General features: G+C 36.9%; 13 protein-coding genes and 1 tRNA gene. 1 reads left to right on the forward strand and 13 read right to left on the reverse strand.

The window, feature by feature from the left end:
* Positions 1 to 62: 62 nt before the first annotated feature.
* The 11 genes from ACY2RU_RS04545 to trxA all read right to left on the reverse strand — a co-directional run bounded on the left by ACY2RU_RS04545 (position 63) and on the right by trxA (position 13,577).
* Positions 63 to 470, reverse strand: coding sequence for a response regulator (locus tag ACY2RU_RS04545; protein WP_490137218.1), 408 nt, complete (start codon positions 468 to 470; stop codon positions 63 to 65).
* Entirely contained in the window at positions 457 to 2,358 is a 1,902-nt protein-coding gene (locus tag ACY2RU_RS04550; RefSeq protein ID WP_490137219.1) for a PAS domain-containing sensor histidine kinase, read from the reverse strand. The genes ACY2RU_RS04545 and ACY2RU_RS04550 overlap by 14 nt, the downstream gene beginning before the upstream one ends.
* Positions 2,359 to 2,794: 436 nt before the next feature.
* A complete protein-coding gene (locus tag ACY2RU_RS04555) occupies positions 2,795 to 4,255 on the reverse strand; it encodes a phage tail-like protein (protein ID WP_490137220.1) in 1,461 nt (486 codons plus the stop codon).
* A complete protein-coding gene (locus tag ACY2RU_RS04560) occupies positions 4,252 to 4,698 on the reverse strand; it encodes a response regulator (RefSeq protein WP_490137221.1) in 447 nt (148 codons plus the stop codon). The genes ACY2RU_RS04555 and ACY2RU_RS04560 overlap by 4 nt, the downstream gene beginning before the upstream one ends.
* 7 nt (positions 4,699 to 4,705) lie before the next feature.
* Positions 4,706 to 5,800 carry a PAS domain-containing sensor histidine kinase gene (locus ACY2RU_RS04565; RefSeq protein WP_490137222.1) on the reverse strand — a complete coding sequence of 365 codons (1,095 nt, stop codon included), beginning with the start codon at positions 5,798 to 5,800 and terminating at the stop codon, positions 4,706 to 4,708.
* 98 nt (positions 5,801 to 5,898) lie between these two features.
* Entirely contained in the window at positions 5,899 to 6,318 is a 420-nt protein-coding gene (locus ACY2RU_RS04570) for a DUF7793 family protein (protein WP_490137223.1), read from the reverse strand.
* Positions 6,319 to 6,505: 187 nt separating this feature from the next.
* Positions 6,506 to 10,051: a PAS domain S-box protein gene (locus tag ACY2RU_RS04575; RefSeq protein WP_490137224.1), complete on the reverse strand. Its 3,546-nt coding sequence runs from the start codon at positions 10,049 to 10,051 to the stop codon at positions 6,506 to 6,508.
* 967 nt (positions 10,052 to 11,018) lie between these two features.
* Positions 11,019 to 11,092: transfer RNA gene (locus ACY2RU_RS04580), tRNA-Asp, on the reverse strand.
* 281 nt (positions 11,093 to 11,373) lie between these two features.
* Positions 11,374 to 12,303 carry a DUF58 domain-containing protein gene (locus ACY2RU_RS04585; protein ID WP_490137225.1) on the reverse strand — a complete coding sequence of 310 codons (930 nt, stop codon included), beginning with the start codon at positions 12,301 to 12,303 and terminating at the stop codon, positions 11,374 to 11,376.
* A gap of 252 nt (positions 12,304 to 12,555) precedes the next feature.
* Positions 12,556 to 13,104 (reverse strand): ClpP family protease, encoded by a 549-nt coding sequence (locus tag ACY2RU_RS04590; RefSeq protein ID WP_490137226.1) that lies wholly within the window; start codon positions 13,102 to 13,104, stop codon positions 12,556 to 12,558.
* 155 nt (positions 13,105 to 13,259) lie between these two features.
* Positions 13,260 to 13,577, reverse strand: coding sequence for a thioredoxin (gene trxA / locus ACY2RU_RS04595; protein ID WP_490137227.1), 318 nt, complete (start codon positions 13,575 to 13,577; stop codon positions 13,260 to 13,262).
* Between the two features lie 476 nt (positions 13,578 to 14,053).
* Between trxA and dcm the strand changes: the two genes are divergently transcribed.
* Positions 14,054 to 15,325 carry a DNA (cytosine-5-)-methyltransferase gene (gene dcm / locus ACY2RU_RS04600; RefSeq protein WP_490137228.1) on the forward strand — a complete coding sequence of 424 codons (1,272 nt, stop codon included), beginning with the start codon at positions 14,054 to 14,056 and terminating at the stop codon, positions 15,323 to 15,325.
* Here the strand turns inward: dcm and ACY2RU_RS04605 are convergent.
* Positions 15,271 to 15,981, reverse strand: a complete 711-nt coding sequence (locus tag ACY2RU_RS04605) for a PmeII family type II restriction endonuclease (RefSeq protein ID WP_490137229.1) — start codon at positions 15,979 to 15,981, stop codon at positions 15,271 to 15,273. The genes dcm and ACY2RU_RS04605 overlap by 55 nt on opposite strands.
* 21 nt (positions 15,982 to 16,002) lie before the next feature.
* Positions 16,003 to 20,433 carry a DNA polymerase III subunit alpha gene (dnaE, locus tag ACY2RU_RS04610; RefSeq protein ID WP_490137230.1) on the reverse strand — a complete coding sequence of 1,477 codons (4,431 nt, stop codon included), beginning with the start codon at positions 20,431 to 20,433 and terminating at the stop codon, positions 16,003 to 16,005.
* Positions 20,434 to 20,670 lie beyond the last annotated feature (237 nt).

A 20,670-nucleotide genomic window follows, 5' to 3' on the forward strand; every position in this document is an offset into this window, starting at 1 on the left:
AGAAGCCTATCCGTTTGGATAAGCTTCTCAATAATTAATAGTAGAATTAGTGTGAGGGCTTGTTATGCTCTATTACTGATGATCTCGTCCATGATTTCCGTGACTTTATCTACGGAAATAGGTTTGACCACAAAATTATTTACAATTGAATAATGTTTTGATCTTTCATGGTCAACAGGGTCAACAGAGGAGCTTAAAATATAGATGATTATTTCTTTATCTATTTTAAATTCTGAAAAACTATCGAGGAATTGCCATCCATCCATGATAGGCATGTTTAGATCCAAGAGTATTAAATCGGGGAGGTTTTCTCCTGATTCGATCAACGATTTTAATTTGGCTAGTGCGTCATGTCCATTGTTAAATATCAAAAAGGCATTTGAGAAGTTGGCTAACTCCATCATTCTTTTTGCACCATATACAAAAATTGGATCATCATCAACGATACAGGTAAGATCAAGTACTTTCATTACGTAAATATATAAAAAATGTTGTCCCTACGTTCACTTCGCTCTTCACTTCTACTCTTCCTCCCATGGCTTCAATTTGATTTCTGGTTATAAACAGACCTAGCCCTCTCGCATCCTGATGTTTATGAAATGTTTTATACAATCCGAAGAGTTTTGATCCGTGAGCTGCGAGATCGATTCCCAATCCATTATCTTTTATACTCAAGACGATGTGTTTGTTCTTTTCAAAAGCGGTCACTTCAATTTTGGGAGCCCGTTCTAATGATTGATATTTTATGGCATTGGTAAAAAAGTTAAGAAGAATGCTATCCATATACGCAGGAATTGCCAAAACCTTTAAAGCAGGGTCTACCTTATTTTCTAGTTGCACAGATTCATCCAAAATAAATGAATTAATGTTTGCAATGGCATTGTTTACATATTCTGCGAGATTGAGGCCCAGGAGGTTCAATTCGGTTTTTGTGTTTAGAACAGCAACTTCATTTAAATTCTGCACGGTTTCTTCCAATTGACCTACGGCTTCTTTGAGCAGCGGAAATAATTCTTCCTTTACAATTTCAGGATTATCTGTTACCATTAAATCTAATAGCATTTCTAAGTTACCCGAATGTGATCTGAGGTTATGTGAAACGATATGAGCAAAGTTAAGGAGGCGATTATTTTGTTCTTTTGCCACAGCAAGTACTTCCTTCACTTTGTTTTCAGCATATTTTCTATCTGTAATATCATTTAGCTGAGACAACAAGTGAAGTGGGGTTCCAGTATCATCACGAACCACAGAAACCGTTAGAATACTCCATACGATCGTACCATTTTTATGGATATAGCGCTTTTCGATCTCATAATCGTCTAACTTTCCTGTAAGGGCTTCCGTAAGTAAAATTTTATCCTGTTCCAAGTCATCTGGATGTGTAAAATCTTGATAAGACAGGCTTAAAAATTCATCCATGGAGTATCCTAACATATCGCATAGGCTTTGGTTTACCCGCAGCCATTCGCTATTCATATTTACCATTGCCATTCCGATACCCGCAAAATCGAAGGTTTTTCGAAATTTTTCTTCTGTAATGGCCAGATCTTGAATGGTTCTTATTCTTGCGTCAATATCATGAAAAACACCATACACCTTTGTGCAGATCCCTTTTTCCATAACAGCAACACCTATAGAACGAACCCATTTTTCTTTTCTGTTTTGAGTCACAATAATGAATTCATCGTCAAATCCGATGCCTTTGGCCACGCATTTCTCAAACATTTTTGTTATTTGAGTTCGATGTTTTCCTTCTTTGTAAAAATTAATGCCTGTTTCCAGAGTAGGATTATAATCATCTGCAACCTCATGAATTTTTTTGGTAACCTCGCTCCAGTCGATCTTATTATTTACAAGATCCACTTCCCATGTACCTATGGAAGCGGCTTCATTGGTCTTTTTAAGTAGGTCCTTATACTTTAAAGCGAGTAGTTCTTTGTTTTTCTTTTCTGAAATATCTTGAACAAATCCGACTAAACATTCCGGTTCATTTTCAGTAGTGTAGCTAATGTTTTCGCAATGGTTTTCTACCCAGATCCAGTTTCCATTGCGGTGAAGCATTCTAAATTCAAAAGAACATTTTGTTATTAAATTTCTATGGAAGGGCGGAGTTAAAAAATCAAAAAATGCTTTTTCTCTAGGGTGTACAAGGTGAATGACATCGCTAATTTTTAGTGTTGGGAAATCTTCAGCTCTATATCCAATAATATTCAGAAAAGAGGGTTCTAAAAGCACTTCCTGTGTTTGGAAGTTAAACCTCCACACACCAGATTTTAAGGTTTCTAATAATTTATCGTATATATCAAAAGTTGTTAGACTCCTAGTTTTATGTATGGGTATGATATTTGTTTCTTGCATTAAATTTAAGGTTTAATGGGGAATAAAAAATAGAAGTATATGTCGATGGTACGAGCAATAAATTTCAATCTTGAGAATTATAGGTTCCGTATAAGAATAGGTTAATACACTTAAGCGACTAAAACAGTGCTGGGCTTTTACTAAGAAAGCACGTACACTTAATTTATAAGCATCCTTTAGCTTACCACCAAAAGGCAACGGCCTAGAATATTGCACGGGCTCAGTTCACTAGAATATTACGTTTAGTAAAGCAGATGAGCCTCACTGATTGCAATAATTCTTTCCTGGTCTAATAGATAAAAATCTAAAAACAAAGCAGCTCGCCTTTTTTAAATTCAATAAGTAAGAACGTAGCAGCTCTTTTAATGAGTTACTAAACCTTCGGCCAAAAGGCCAGAAGGTCTAATAACATCAATAACAATACTAAATTTTTGAATTATTTAATACTTAGGTTTAGCGAAAACACGGTAATTGAAAGAGCGGAATTTCCAACTAATCTCTGCCCCCAAATTTCAACATAGTCATTTGGCTCCAATTCAACGGTTCCTGAAATAGCATTACTTGAAATATTAGAAGTAGAATTCACCCGCATCAAAGTATTCGTTTCAACTAAGGTAGTTGTTCCGTTCTTTTTAATAAAAAACGCAAAATAATCTCCTACTCCGCTATTTCCACGAATGGATAATGCCGCATTTATTTGAAACGTTCTTTTCTTTGTACCCATATAGGTAATTCGATTATTTTCTGGCGATGATGTTCTAAATAGATTTACTGCTGTTGATGTATTCCCAGACAAGTTGAATTCATTACCATCGGCAACAGTATGTACAAATCCAGTTGTAATATCTCCGTTATAATATATATTTCCAGAAGCCGTGTCGTCAGATTCTCTTGGAATCCCAGGGCAATCTACTGTCCATGAGTTTGTAAAATTATATCCCGAATACGATCCTGATCCATATCTTTTTACATACTCTGTACTAGTTCCTGAAAAAGCAGTCCCTTCAAGAACTCCGCTTCCCACGGTAGGATTACTACTTACATCAATGGCGACAACAGTGCCATCAGCACTACTAAAGCCGCTTACCTTCTGAACTATTGAGAACGTACCTGTGAATGTTTCATAGGTACCTCCGTTACTGCTCAACCAACCTTGATCAGTAAGCAATAATGTATTAACACTGTTATATGTAATTCCTGTGATATTCGAAGCATACTGTACTACACTACTAAATATTATTCCGAAACCACTTAAAGTACCTACCGAATTAGAATCTTTAACGACCGAATCACGAAAAATTAGGCTCTCTGATACAGGCGCAGTTATTGAAAAAATAGTTCCTCCGGGTGCTGATAAGGTAAGTCCTTTGATACTTCCACCGGTAGTTCCTGTAAATAATACACCTGCTGATCGCGATAAAATATCTTCGTTTGTATCATTTCCAATAATATAGGCACCGTTTAATTCAATTGGATATGATACGGCTACCGTACCATTAATTTCATATAAGGTATTGGAAGAAAGCATGAATTTAGAGCCGCCTCCTGCTATACGTTCATCGGCCAGATCAGCTTCAGATTTAATGATCTTATAATTATCTCGTTTACTGCTTTCGACACTAAGTTGATCCCATGAAGTTGTGGCGAGATCATAAGAATAAAACCTTTTTAAGTCGGTATCGTATACCAGCAAACTATTGGCTGGTGAGCTTATCGCTAAACGTTGAAGCGTCGTCATTCTTGGCATAAGAAAGCCTTTATCTGCCGACGATATGTCGAGAATTGAAGAAACGTTTGGGCTTGTAGTACCAATTCCTACTTGAGCGAATATGTTGGTCTTGCCTAATAAAAAAATAGACATAATTAATGCAAAAGTGGTTAAGTTCAGTTTTTTCATTTTGTAAAATTTAGAATAGTTAGATTATTATTTTCGGGGGAATTGAATGCTATATTTATTTTTTCTACTGTTAATGGTTTTGTTACATACTGCTTACAAAAAATGATATCCCGGCTTCTTTCAAGATCGTTTTCATATTGGGACGAGGAAAGCATTATGACATCGATATTGTATCGACTCAAAATTCCCATTGTTTCAAACTTTTCTATTAATTGAAAGCCGTTTAATTCGGGCATGTTTATATCCATTAAAATAATGTCAGGAATCATAGAAGGGTCCGTCATATTGGCTGCCTCTATATTTTCAAAAAAGTTGATCGATAAGCTAGGGCTTGAAAACATGCTTACCGTGATATTATCATCAAAATTTTGGAGCATACGTTGATTGACAAAAAGGTCTATTTTGTTATCATCAATCAGCATTATGTTATTAATTTTTTTCACCTCTGTACTAATTCTTATTGCTATTAGGAATAATTATTTCAATACATGTACCCAGTTCATTTAGCGTTTTTACTCTAATTTTTCCTTCAAGAATTTCTACAATGTTTTTTATAACATACTCTCCTAGTCCGCCATAAGACAAACTATAGTCGGATGTAAACCGATTTAAATCGAAAATTCCTTTTTTTGATTCGTTATTGTTTTCCAAAGCATTAAAAGCAATTGCTATCTTCACTCCGCCGAGATATTCTTTAACTATAAGGCGGATATCTGGAATTTCATCTTGACATTTAAAATGTGTGAAATTAACGGCGTAGCGCATTAAATTTTTCAACAGTGAACTAAGCAATTCTTGGTTACTATAGAACTGTGTGTTCAATTTAACATCAAGATCGAAAGCAATAGAATCAAAATCATCAAGGCCTTGCAACGCGGCAAGTGCGTCTATGGTAATTTCTTCAAAATTGATTGCCTCAACAGATCTGTTTTTTTTTGAAATGATAGAAACCAGCGCCAGATCATCAAGGAGTTGTTTGCCTTTATCTAAAGTGCTTTCAAGCATGGAAAGTATACCGCGTACAGTAGGGTTTATCTCTTCCTCTTTAAGAATATTTATAAGTCCTTCTGCGGAACAAAACGGCGCCTTTAGATCATGTGCCGATCTATAAAGCAATAGTTCAAGCTCTTTCGATTTCTTATCCAGTTCAGATTCTAACGATTTCCGAATTGAAGTATCAACCATGATGGCTATATAAAAAACACTGGATGTGATCTCCCCTTTTTTAATTTCAAGTTCAATCGGAAATTGCTCTCCACATTTTTTCAATCCGTATAATTCGAGTGCTTCTCGTGAATCAGAATTACTAGCTTTATTTACGGTTTTAAATAAACTCTCTATCGACATTTCTTTTTGTGACAAAGCAAAAAGTCCAATCATGGGAAAACCGATAACTTCCGATTTATCATAGCCGAAAGTAGATTCTGCACATGAATTCCAGTCGGTAATATTTCCGTCTTCATTAATCACAGCAATACTCGCCGAATTTCCCAATTCAAAAATGGTTCGATATTTAGACTTTAGTTCTTTTAACTCTTTTTTCATATAACATGTGTAAAAATTGGCTTTCTCAAAGATTCACCTAACTTGTTTTCTGTACCTATAGGTTCTTAGAGTGTTTTCCTGTTTTACTCAAAATCTCCTTACTGTATTTTCGTACTTAAAAATTCTTCTTTTTTAGAATTGCAATATGCAATGGCATCCTTCATTGACTTGAATATGTCATAATCTGTATTCGGATTAAAAATTCTCTTATACGACACTACCGTTAATTTAGACCCCATCGAATTTAGAACGTATGCTTCGGCCAAACGTACTTTGAGAAGTTTAGCACTATTTGATATAAGCTTGGCTGCTTCACTCGTATAGGTTCCTTTAGCTTCTCTTACATCGATTACAAAAGGTGACATCCTTCCTTGACATAGTTTGCTCATAGCATTAATATAATTTTGGGCAGACTTTTCAGATAAATTATGATTTATATCCTTGTTGAAGAGCTTACAAAATAAGATCCCATCTTCATACCAAAACTTAGCCCTCTCAAAAACTATTATCTCTTGCATAATCTATATCGGTTTAAATAGAGTATGCCACTCTCGTGCCAAAAAATAGAAAGCCCTATAAATAAATATTTAAAGCGCTGATTAGCTATTTGTTATAAACTAGTATGTAAAAAGTGGCAATTTGAATTGCCCACGGAATAGCGTTGGTAGAATTTGCTATTCCTTTGCTTCCACGGAATACCGTGGGTTATTTAGGCCTTTTAATGTCTAATTTTTTCATGCGATCACGAAGTGTACTCGGCTTTACTTTTAGCTGAAAGGCAGCACCTTCATCACCATCAATCTTCCATTGGCAAGTATCTAATACCTTAATGATGTGAAGTCGTTGTGCTTCATCCAATGATAAATTTGTGTTTGTAATAAGTCTCGCACTTAAGGGATTTACGTCTTCAAATTCAAATACGTGTAGTGTTTCAGAGCTACATAAAATAATAGCGCGTTCAATAAGGTTCTCGAGCTCTCGAATGTTTCCAGGCCACTCGTATTGCTGCATTTGTCGCATAGAGTTGTCTGAAATGTACTTAATATCCTTTCTATAGATCTTGCTGAATTTATCTACAAAGTGCTCAATTAGAATTGGAATATCTTCCTTTCTATCCCTAAGAGCAGGTACTATAATTGGAAATACATTTAGTCTAAAGTACAGATCTTGTCTGAATTGTTTTAATGAAATTTCCTCGACCAAGTTTTTGTTGGTTGCTGCAATAACGCGCACATCTAATTTTCTAACTTCGGTATCTCCAATTTTTTCGATTTCGCCCTCTTGAAGAAAACGAAGGAGTTTTGGTTGCATCAATAGTGGTAACTCTCCTATTTCATCGAGAAAAAGTGTCCCTCCGTGGGCTAATTCCACCTTTCCTATTTTGTCAGAGATCGCTCCGGTAAAAGACCCTTTTTTATGACCAAATAGCTCGCTTTCAATTAGCTCACTAGGTATTGCACCACAATTTACCTTAATCAAAGGATTATCTTTTCGATCACTTAAGTTATGAACAGCCCTTGCCAGTAATTCCTTTCCAGTTCCAGTTTCTCCCATTAAAAGAACCGTTGCTCTGGTTGGTGCTACTTTTTCAACATCACTCAATATTTCACTAAATACTGCACTGCCATAAACCATTTCCTCAAAATTGAAAACCATATCAATTTCATTCCGAAGATATACGTTCTCATTTTGCAGTTGATCTTTTAATTCGTTTAATTCTGTAACGGCGCTAGAGAGATTCTTGTTCATTAATTTTAACTGCTGTTCTGCTAAAACTCGTTCCGACCCTTGTACCATAAGTGATACCAAACTGGCAATTGAAATGGCAAATTCTTCTTCCTCGGCTGTCCATTTTCTAATGGAGTCAACTTGTTCAAAACAAATAAGACCGTAATGACCATGAGACCCATTGATACACACATCTAACATAGATGATATATTATTAGGTATCAAGTAATCCTTTGAGAAACCCTTGGTGCGATCATCTAACAGTGCGTCGGGTACATTTAAGGTTGGATTTGTCTCTAACGCTTTGAAATAGGCAGGGTTATTCTTTTTTATCAAGCAACTACCTTTATTAAACGAATTACCGGTACGTATAAATAAATTTTTACAGTCAATTTGAGCAGTACTTTTATTAAATTCCCAAACGCTAACCCGTTCAACATCCATAACTTCTGCCGCCAATGATGTGATTTTACGAATCGATTCTTCAAAGTCTGATCCAACGAGACTTGCCAATTTCAATATTGCTTTCTTTCGGAGATTAGATTTCTCTGCTGTTTCTTTTAATAAGGTTTCTACTTTTACCTGTTCCGAAATATCTTTGATCGTCGCAAAATGGGCAAGTATTTTTCCTTCGGCATTTTTAATATTTGCTGTAGATACTGAAACTGGAAAGCGCTCCCCGTTTTTGCGCATCAACATGAGCTTAAAATTATTTCTTTCCCCTTTTTGCACTTCTAAGAAAGCATCTTTGACATCCTGATAAGTTTCTTTAGGCCAATAAGCGAACGGAGCTTTCTTCCCTATTAATTCTTCTCTTGTAAAACCGGTCATCTTTAATAATGCGGGGTTTACGTCTATTTGGATTTTATCTAAACTCATCACAGACAGTCCTTCCTGTAAAGATAGAACCAACTGCTCTGCAAATTCCTTTGCCAAACGAATCTCATTTTGAGCCTGTTCTCGCTCACTTATGTCCTGAATGGTTGCAATTATTCCACTTACGTTCCCAGATTTATCTTTTACTTGAGAGGCCATGATTTGTACGGGAAAACGCTCCCCGTTTTTCCGCATATAAACGGTCTCATACGATCCTCTTGATCCATCGCTCAATAGCTTTCCGAAGTATGCTGTACAGGAATCGTAACATTCTGGTGACCAAAAGGGGAATGGAAGTCCTGCTGCTTTTAACTCTTCTTCCGAAAAACCTGTCATTTCACAAAATGCAGGGTTTACACTTTTGATCGTATTTTCAATGGTTGCCACAACAAGACCTTCATTCATTGACGACAGCAAGTTTTCTGAAAAATCTTTTGCAGCTCTTATCTCTTCCTCAGCCTTTATTCGATCGGTAATATCTTCAATAGTCAAGAAATACGCCAAAACATTACCCTCTTTATCCTTAATAAAAGAAGTTGCAAGTGTTGCTGGAAAACGTTCTCCGTCTTGACGAATAAAAAGGAACTCAGAGTTGCCTTCTTTACCACTCAATGCACCTTTTAAACAAGACTGAATTAATTCTTGAGATTCAGGCGGTAAAAAAGGAAAAGGCGCCGAAATTCCTAAGAGATCTTCCTTTTTAAATTTAGTAATTGCGCAGAATGACGAATTTACATCAATAATATTACCCTCAATATTCATCACAACAAGACCCTGGCGTAAGGATGCAATGAGTTCTTCGGAAAACTCTTTTGCAAGGCGTAATTCTTCAGCAGCTTGCACGCGTAGAGAAATATCATTTACTGTAGAGAAATAGGCGGTAGTATTTCCGCTGTAGTCCTTTAGTGGTGATATTGCCAACGAAACTGGAAATCGCTCGCCATTTTTCCGCATAAAGATCAACTCTATATTTCCAGTTGCTCCATTTAGGCTATTATGAAAGGCTTCTCCTATGACATCATATTCTTCTTGAGGCCAAAGTTTCCACGGCATTTTGGAAACTAATAATTCTTCTTTTGTAAAACCAGTCATTTCACAAAGTGCAGGATTGACTTCAATAATGGTTCCGCCCACATCAAAAATTGCTAAGCCCTCGCGTAATGAAGACAAAACCTTTTGCGAAAATTCCTTTTCTATTTTTAATAGTTCTTTGGAGGCTTTAAGCTCACTTCGGTCGAGAATTTCACTTAAAACGAAGATGTCCTCCTCAAAAATTATTGTGTCTAATGATATTAATACTTCTTTTCTATAACCACCCTTTGTAATAATTTCTGTTTCGTAAGATTTTACAGCAATACTCTGTTCAATTTTTCTTCTTATCTCATTGCCTTGTTCTTGCTCAGTTAAACCAAGATCGCCTACCCTAAAACCAATTATCTCATTACGACTGTAACCAGTATAAGCCTCCCAGGCAGCATTGACAGCAATAAATTTTTCTGTCTTTACATCTGAAAGTGCCTTTGGAATGGTGCTTTTATGAAAAACCAACTCAAAACCAATATCTTTTTTTAGAAACTTGAATAAATCATGATAGGACTTATTCCCATCGTCGGTAATAAATTCATTTCTCAACTTTCCTTGCTTCATTTTCATTTCTCTGATAAATGTAATAGTTACAAAGTCTACCCATCATAAATGTGGATCCACCTTGAACAAAAACCAAATAGTTGACCATTCGAAAACAGTCTAAAGGGGAGCTAGTTAGGGACGCAAGTTAACGTTTTACCTTTGAAACAATACCATTCAACGATTAAAAAAGAGCATTTTGGTTTTTAAAACTATTAGTTTTCGATAATCCATTGATTATCTGGACTAAATGACAAATATTTTAGTATTAAAATTAGTTTCATTGGAAAAAACCCCATAGAGCCATTCTTAGTATACGCTGTGTAATAATAATTTTGCTAGTGATATTTTCTTCGGAAAGAAAAATTAAAGCACCCAACCTGAAATACTTTATAGCGTACTATTAAAATTTGATTGAGCATCTATTCGCTCAAAATGGAATCGCTAAAGCATCTTAAAAGTAAAATTAGTTTGTATTTCCCTGTAATAATCAAATAAGACAACACACCTTTAAGGTGTTGAAAACTAAATACTTTGTTTGTTCTTTTATGCAATCTTTTTTTTACTTTCATTATCGTATTAAACGAACCATCCATGAAAATAATTTTTAAAGTTCTTCTCCTTAGCTGTATCGCTACTTTCAGTTGTAACGCACAAATTCTTGAACAAATTAAAAAGGCAAAAAATAAAATTATTGAAAATACGGTAGATGTTCTCAGCAGGGATAAATAATTTTAATTCTAAACACACAATTGTGAAAGAATTTATACTAATTAAGCATTAATTCTATTCACAACAATGTACACCTTGAAGAAAAGATGCACACCTAATTGCACACCTTTTTTGGTGTAAAAAACTTGTCAAAATTGACTTTTAGAAAGTGAATTAAGTAGAAACAAAAAAAGCCCATCCATTTGGATAAGCTTCTCATCGGTCTATTTCTAAACCACAAGCCACATTTAAGTGACTCAACACAACATTTTAATTGCGGTCTGGACGAGACTCGAACTCGCGACCCCCTGCGTGACAGGCAGGTATTCTAACCAACTGAACTACCAGACCGTGCTACTATTTTAAAGACTTTAAAAGCTTGTCTACTAATATTAACTATTAGCGAGGGCAAATATACACCGCTTATTCAATTTCACAAACAAAAATTTTAAAAACTTTAAAGAAAAACACACAAGTGATAATTCCGTAGTTAAGATACATAGGTAATACAGTAAATACCACCTACTTGGTTGTTAAGACTCGTGCTCTAGATTAGCTTACTAAAACGATTATTTAACGCGATATAAGCAACATTCTACACCATTTACGAACTATAACACGCATTTAGTTGATCACCCGAACTTTTGACGCTCTACCAAAAAGGTGGTCAAGATCTTATTAAAAGATTCATTTATGTCTGCCGGCACATATTTAATACGGTATTGAGCACACTTTAATTGTAGATTGGTGAAAAATTGCTGTACCGCCTCTTCATAAGATTCCTTAATATTATCGGCGTATAGGTTCACATGTTCACCCGTCTCAACATCCACAAAACGCTTTGGTCTATTATTGAAATCGAATTTCAATTCGGTTGACTTATCGTAGGTATGAAACAAGACAACTTCGTGTTTGTTGTATTTCAGATGTTGAAGCGCCTCAAACAGCTTCTCTTCTTCCGTATCACTTTGAAACATATCGGTAAACAGAAAGACCAGCGAACGTCTTTTGAGCTTTTCAGCAATCAAATGTAAGTGCGTATATGTTTTTGTCTGAACCTGTGCTCTCGGTTTACTGATAGCGGTATTCAGCTGATTGAGCATCATTTGATGGTGGCGTTCACTACCTTTTTCCGAAGTATAAAATTCATACTCAGTACTATAGATACTCATTCCAACAGCATCACGCTGACGCTTTAGCAAGTTCATGATCGCAGCGCTCCCTAACACTGAAAAACCGATCTTATTCAATGAATTGATGTCTAAATGCTTCAATTTCGGATAGTGCATCGAACTACTATTATCCACAATAAGATGACACCGTAAATTGGTCTCTTCTTCGTAACGCTTTGTATAAAGCTTATCGGTTTTAGCGTAAAGCTTCCAGTCGATATGCTTGGTGCTTTCGCCGTTATTGTAGATCTTATGTTCGGCAAATTCCGCAGAAAAACCATGAAACGGACTCTTATGCAGCCCCGAAATAAACCCCTCCACCACTTGGGATGCGAGTAATTCTAGGTTCTTAAACCCAATAATTTCGTTTATTTCTTTTTCTATATTCATTGATCCTTAGTTCTTACTCTAGATCGCAATCTATCATTTTTTGCTTGGTAAGTAAAATGTATAAAAACGAAAAAGTAGTAGTTCTCATATTTTTTTCTCCTTTTCATTAAGAATAGAAAGACAAAACAAGGAAATTCAGTTGCACAAAGAGCAACGCCTTGTTTTGATATTCGGTTTTCAGCAACGCTGAAAAATTCCTAGGAAAAGGCCTCTTTTTTTGTTTCTTTTTTGGATGAGCAAAAAAGATAAGAACTATATAACACCATCAACAATCCCGTACTTCACACTTTCTTCAGCACCCATCCAATGATCACGATTAAAATCTTTCATCACCTTTTCGAATTTCTGACCACAATTATCGGCCAAAATCTTAGCGCTTAATTCTTTAGTTTTTAGAATTTCCTGAGCCGTAATTTCTATATCACTTGCTTGTCCGCGTGCACCACCACTAGGCTGATGAATCATCACACGTGCATGTGGCTGAATAAAACGTCTTCCTTTTTCACCTGCCGAAAGCAAAATACTTCCCATACTCGCAGCCAAACCGGTACAAATAGTAGACACCGGACTTTTAATAGCCTTGATGGTATCGTACATTGAAAATCCCGAGGTTACGTATCCACCTGGGCTGTTAATGTATAATTTGATCTCTTCGTTGTTGATTGAATCTAGGTACATCAATCTGTCAACGACGTGGCGCGCCGAATGATCATCAACCTGTCCCCACAAGTAAATGGTACGGTCGTCAATTTGTTGCTGCGCGATTAAATCTTGAATTTTTAGTTTTTTATCTGAACTCATATTGTTTTGTTGAAACTTCGTAGTTATATTTCAAAGATACTTAAATTGATCAATGTTGCTTCTCTCATTACTTTGTAATTTTATGAAGCAAAAAAAAGGCCTGACAAACAGCCAAGCCTTTCCACTTTTAATTTATTTCCGAAGAAAACGAAAGACTATAGGAGTCCGTCGATCGCTTCAGCATATACATTCTTAGGAGCAACACCTACTTGACGTCCAACGAGTTCTCCGTTGTTAAAGATCAATACTGTAGGGATGTTACGCACACCGTATTTTGCTGCAAATTCTTGGTTTGCATCCACATCAACTTTTCCTACAACGGCTTTTCCGTCATATTCTTCGCTGATCTGATCAATGATAGGTCCTACCATACGGCAAGGTCCGCACCATGCTGCCCAAAAATCAACCATTACTGGTTTATCACTTTTTAATACTGTTTCTTCGAATGTTGCGTCTGTTATTTCTAAAGCCATAAAAATTTATTTACGTTTCCGCGACTACGGAAATCTTATTAATACTTTGTTACACAAAAGTAGTCAAAAATTATTCCATTCGGTATAGCGCCTATATTCAAATGACAAATAGTCAAATTGATTTTTTCTATGTGGGATTGCCAGAGTTTTGTCAGTCACACGTGCTCTATCAACATCCTTTCTGTCTCTTTTTAGATAAAACAAGATACCATATGCATTCCTTTTGGAATCGATCACTAATCGGATTCAAAAAAAGAGGAAGGAGCTTTAAGATAGAATACAGACAAATTCGGCTATGACTTTCATTTGGTCTGCGTTTTCTTCTATACTTTTTTTTGAAGTAGTCATTCTTAGTCACAATAAAAAACTTTGACAGCCACTTCTTACAATAATAATTTCTTGAAAAAAATCACTTTTAACTTTGCACAATCTAATTTTTGAATTAATTTTGTAACCAATGTGTAAGGTTATATAATATGGTTATAAAAGATTATTATTCGCTTTCGGAGACATCTGAAATACTTGGGAAAAGTAAAGAAACACTTAGAAGATGGGATCGAGACGGAAAATTTTGCGCCGTTAGAGAACCAATGAGTAATTACCGTGTTTATAAAAAAGAACAAGTAGAAAACCTTCTGAGTCTTTTTTCAAATAATACAATTGAACCTGTAGATAATTTCGTCAAACCACTAAAAGAATATAAAGTTCTTGAATTATTCGCTGGTGCAGGCGGCTTAGCAATAGGTCTTGAAAAAGCAGGAATTAAATGTATTGCCTTAAATGAGATTGACAAGTGGGCTTGCCAAACTTTAAGAGAAAACAGACCCGATTGGAATGTACTAGAAGGTGATATTAAATCATTGTCATTTGAAAAGTATAAAGACAGGGTTGATATTGTCACTGGAGGGTTTCCCTGTCAAGCGTTTAGCTATGCTGGCAAGAAACTAGGATTAGAAGACGCTCGCGGAACACTTTTCTACGAATTTGCCCGTGTAGTAAACGAAGTAAGACCACCTATTTGCGTTGGGGAAAATGTGAGAGGCTTATTATCTCATGAGGGAGGCAAGACCTTAGAAGGAATGATTTCTATTTTAGATGAGATTGGCTATAATGTAGTCCCGACAAAAGTACTTAAAGCTATTCACTTTAGGGTTCCTCAAAAAAGAGAACGACTTATCTTAGTAGGAATAAGAAAAGATATTGAACTAAAATATGAGTACCCAAAGCCCCATTATAAAATTTACAATCTTAAAGATGCTTTAAAAAAAGGCGACTTGTATGATACTAATGTCCCCAAATCACCTGGGTCTAGTTATCCAGAACATAAAAAAGAAGTATTAGATTTGGTTCCACCTAAGGGTTATTGGAGAGACCTACCCATCGATATTCAAAAGGAATATATGGGTAAAAGTTTTTATTTAGGAGGAGGTAAAACAGGAATGGCAAGAAGAATAGGGTGGGATGAGCCAAGTTTAACCCTAACCTGTAGCCCAGCGCAAAAACAAACGGAAAGATGTCACCCAGATGAAACTCGTCCATTTACTATTAGAGAGTATGCTAGAATTCAAACTTTTCCAGATAATTGGAAGTTTAGTGGATCTGTATCTCAACAATACAAACAAATTGGCAATGCTGTGCCTTGCAACTTAGGAGAAGAGATAGGGTATTCGATAGTAAGCTTTTTAAACCAATTCTATGAAAAATCAAACAAATCGGATGCTTCAATTTCTATGGCTAATTTTTTATAACCACGAATAAAAAATTCTTCTGTATCAATATTTAGAATCATAGTATCTAAACTAGAAACCAATCTATTATAGAAATTTGGGAAACCTGTTAGCCTATGCCAAAATTCTCTACCAATAATTACTGGGTGTGTTTTATCTATTTCTCTGTAATGCAGACTTAGCTGACCCTCATCACCATATAGCACACCCAACATAAGATCCGAGTTATTTAAATCAATTGAATTAGTTCGAGCTAAATTGGCTACTTTAGAAAATTTTCTTAAGAGCGGACCAACATCGCCTTTGTTGATAGTATTTGGGCCAGACTTTAATTGACACCATTTTTTTCTATTCTCAATCTTATCAATAAACTCTATGTCCATTTCTGGAATTAAAGAGCCTTGTGCTAAATTTAGATCTACAAGCATTTTTTGAATTCTGGTTCCAAAAGAAGTATTAATTGATGTTCCCAGAACTCTAGGAAAATACAAAGCTTTTGCAATTCCCAATGGAGTAAAGTCATCCTCTAGAACTTTTGATAAATACTTTACGAGTATTGGATTTATCTTATAACTTTTTAGTTTAGAATGCTCCTTTAAAACCTTCTTTTTGTGATTATTGATAATGTTTTTTTCAAAATATTCTACAATTAGTAAGATAAGCTCCTGTTCTGTCATTCATCAAAGATATAATAATTTCTAATTCAACCTCCAACCCACTTGTTCTCTATCCAATTCCTGTAATAACTCTTTCGAAATATTTACTTTCTGGCTGCGGCTTGGCATACTTAGTTTTACTTTTTCTTTCGGTTGGTAGATCGTAAAGTGTAATTGTTTATCGCCCGCATGTGTTCTAAACAGCTCTTTTAGAAAATCAATACGCTCTTCCAAGACCTCATCTAAAGGCATTTGAAGCGTTAACTTTTTCGCCTGATTTTCCATAACGTCATGCAATAACTGCATACTATTATATTGTATCCGTGGATCGCCCTTTTTCCCTGTATCTCTATTGGTCCAACCTTCTTTTACAAATACACGCGCATAAATAAAGCTATTAGGCACCAAGAAATGACGCCACTTTAAATACTCTTCGCCAAAAATTTTAAACTCAAAACTGTCCTGGTAGTCTTCCACCGAGAAAATTGCCCAGCCTTTTCCAGCTTTCGACTCGCGATGCTGTACATCACCTACAATGCCACCAAAGACCATCTCTTTATTTACAAAGCGCTCTAGATCATTGAAGTCGGTTACCTGACACGTGCAAAAAGTTTTCATTTCGGTTGCAAAATCATCTAACGGATGCCCCGAAATATAAACCCCCACAACATCTTTCTCCTGCTTTAACTTTTTCATGGTTCCCCACTCTTCACAAGGTGGCACCTCTGGTTCCGGAATTTGGACTTCACTTGCATCGCCAAATAAACTCACCTGACTGCTATTCTGGGTTTCTTGATACTTATTGGCGTACTTCAATACTTTTTCCAAAAACACCACACCATCGCCTTCATCGTGCAAATACTGTGCTCTGTGGGTGTCGAAACTATCAAATCCTCCCGCCAAGGCAAGATTTTCAAAGGCTTTCTTATTCGCAGCACGCAGATCAATACGCTTAGAAAGATCAAAGATCGATTTGTATTTTCCGTCCTTTCTGTTTTCTACAATGGTCGCCACCGCATTTCCACCAACACCTTTAATGGCACCCATTCCGAAGCGAACCGCACCCCGATCATTTACGGTAAATTTATAGAAAGATTCATTTACATCGGGACCTAAAACTTCCAGTCCCATGCGCTTACATTCATCCATAAAAAAGGTAACCTGCTTAATATCACTCATATTATTACTCAATACCGCCGCCATATATTCGGCAGGATAATGTGCTTTTAAATAAGCTGTCTGATATGCGATCCAGGCGTAGCAGGTCGAATGCGACTTGTTAAACGCGTAACTCGCAAAGGCTTCCCAGTCTTTCCAGATCTTTTCGAGCTTTTCGGGATCATGACCCTTGGCAGCCGCTTGTTCAATAAACTGCGGCTTCATCTTATCGAGGACAGCTTTTTGCTTTTTCCCCATCGCCTTCCGAAGTACATCGGCTTCACCTTTACTAAAATCTGCCAACTTCTGTGACAACAGCATCACTTGCTCCTGATACACGGTAATTCCGTAGGTTTCTTTTAAATATTCTTCCATCGCTGGAAGGTCATAATCAATCTCTTCCTCGCCGTTTTTTCTACGGATAAAACTCGGAATATATTCCAACGGACCCGGTCTGTACAAAGCGTTCATTGCAATTAGATCGGCAAAAACCGTCGGTTTCAATTCTTTCATATACTTCTGCATTCCTGCAGATTCATACTGAAAGATCCCTACCGTTTCACCACGCTGGAAGAGTTCATAGGTTTTTTCATCATCGAGCGGAAAATTATCTGGATCCAGATCTACATTGTGCTTATGCTTCACCAATTTGACCGTATCCTTAATAAGGGTCAGTGTTTTTAGACCTAAAAAGTCCATTTTCAACAATCCTGCACTTTCAACAACCGAGTTGTCAAACTGTGTCACATACAGATCACTATCCTTAGCTGTGGCCACAGGAACGAAATCGGTGATATCACTCGGTGTAATAATAACACCACAGGCATGAATCCCTGTGTTTCGCACCGAACCTTCCAATATTTTCGCCTGATTAATGGTCTCTGCTTCTAAATCACTTCCTTTAGAAAGGTTCAGCAATTCAGTAACTTTAGGCAATTCGTCACTTCTAAATTTTCTGCGCAATTCTTGATCGGTCAAACCAAAGATCTTGTTCAGTTTGGTCATGTTCGGGATCAACTTCGCAATTCTATCGGCGTCATTCAACGGAAGATCCAATACCCTTGCAGTATCACGAATGGACGACTTGGCGGCCATGGTTCCGTAGGTGATGATCTGCGCAACCTGATTACTTCCGTATTTCTTAATTACATAATCCATGACGCGACTCCGACCTTCATCATCAAAATCAATATCAATATCGGGCATGCTCACACGATCTGGATTCAAGAAACGCTCAAAAAGCAGATCGTACTTAATGGGGTCAATATTGGTGATCCAAAGGCAATACGCAACCACCGAACCTGCAGCGGAACCCCTTCCTGGGCCTACCGAAACATCCATGTTTCGCGCTTCTCGAATAAAATCTTCGGTGATCAAAAAGTATCCCGGATAACCTGTTTTTTCAATTACATCCAACTCAAAATCGAGCCGTTCGGTAATGGCTAAGGTTAATTCTCCATAGCGCTTCTTCGCACCTTCATAAGTTAGGTGGCGTAAAAATTTATTCTCTCCCCGCTTTCCGCCGTCTGCTTGATCTTCGGCAACTTTAAATTCCTCAGGAATATCAAATTTCGGAAGCAAAACATCACGCGCCAAGGAGTATGATTCTATCTTTTCAACTACTTCCGCAATATTGGCAATTGCCTCAGGCAAGTCTTTAAAAAGCGCTTTCATCGCTTCCTGACTCTTAAAATAATACTCCTGATTTGGCAATCCGTAACGATATCCGCGACCTCGACCAATAGGCGTTGCCTGCTTTTCGCCATCCTTTACACACAACAAAATATCGTGCGCATTTGCATTTTCTTTGTCTACGTAGTAGGTATTATTACACGCTACTAACTTTACATCGTGTTTCCTTGAAAAATCAATTAACACAGGATTTACACGATCTTCATCTTCTTGCTGATGACGCATGATCTCCAAATAGAAATCGGAGCCAAATTCAGATTTCCACCAAAGTAAGGCCTCTTCTGCCTGTTTTTCACCAATATTGAGAATCTTACTGGAGACTTCCCCATAGAGACTTCCCGAAAGGACGATGATATCTTCTTTATACTTCTTTATTATCTCCCTATCAATACGTGGCACATAATAAAACCCGTTCGTATAGGCGAGAGAAGCCATTTTGGCTAGATTGTGATATCCGTTTTTATTTTTGGCCAACAATACAATTTGATAACCGTTGTCTTTATGTGATTTGTTGGCGTGGTCTTCACAAACAAAGAATTCACACCCAACAATTCCTTTTAAAAACGTAGGTTTTTTCGGCTCTTCAGGAACTACTCCTTCAAAATCGGTTGCGGTATCATCAAAAGTTTCGTATTCGGCAAGTTCCTTTTCATATGCAGCCTGCATGGCACTATTATGTGCATTAACTGCCCTTGTAAAGTGAAAGGCGCCCATCATGTTCCCACTATCAGTTAGGGCAACTGCGGGCATCTTATTTGCAACAGCTGCATTTACCAGATCTTGCGTGCTGATCGTTGACTGTAAAATGGAAAACTGCGAATGGTTGTGTAAATGCGCAAAAGCAATCTCTTGCAGGGTCTCAATATTTTCTTTGATCTCTGCGGAAGAGATCTCTTGAGGCTCCAATTCGGCCTGAAGCGCTTCCTTAATTGCTTCGGAAGCTTGCTTTAGGTTAATATGTTTAAGTCCGATGAGCTCAATGGTCTTCGGATTTTCTTCTGAAAAACGATCGAAATAGTCAGGCTGTACATCAAGCTCTTCCGAAGTAAATAATCTGCGTCGAATTAATTCAAGAAAACAACGGGTTGTTGCTTCCACATCGGCTGTTGCGTTGTGCGCTTCTCCGAAGGGAACATCAAATAAAAATTGATGTAGTTCAGTAAGTGTTGGCAGTTTAAATTTGCCGCCACGGCCTCCTAGAATCTGACAAAGTTGCGCGGTGGTTTCGGTACATGTATCGAGTACGGGAAAATCTGGCAACGGATTTTCAAGACCCATTCGTAGATATTCAGCACCCATGATATTGAGGTCGAAGCCAACATTTTGCCCAACTAAAAATTTTGTTTTTTTAAGTGCTTCGGAAAATTTAACAAGCACTTCTTGTAGCGTGATTCCTTCAGCCTCCGCCAATTCTGTAGAAATTCCGTGGATCTTTTCAGCGTCAAAAGGAATATTAAAACCTTCGGGCTTTACCAAGTAATCTTGATGCTCGATCGCATTCCCCATCGCATCATGTAATTGCCAAGCGATCTGAATACAGCGTGGCCAATTATCACTATCGGTCAGTGGAGCATTCCAATTACGGGGCAACCCGGTGGTTTCGGTGTCAAAAATTAAATACATGTGCTATGTTGCTTGATCGAGTTGTTTAGAATACTTTTAAAAAACACCAACTAAACAACTCAATATCATTTCATTGTGTGTTATTCCCTTACGCCTTCAACTTTCATTGATGACAAGGAAGTAAAAATAGCAAAATCACCTTTTTAAACCAGCTAAAGTTATGCCAAGTTGTTCACATTGATCCATAAAAAAAGACCGTCGTCAAACGGTCTAATTCTTCTATATAGGAATGTGATA

This window comes from Ulvibacter sp. 2305UL32-6 (assembly GCF_058148545.1).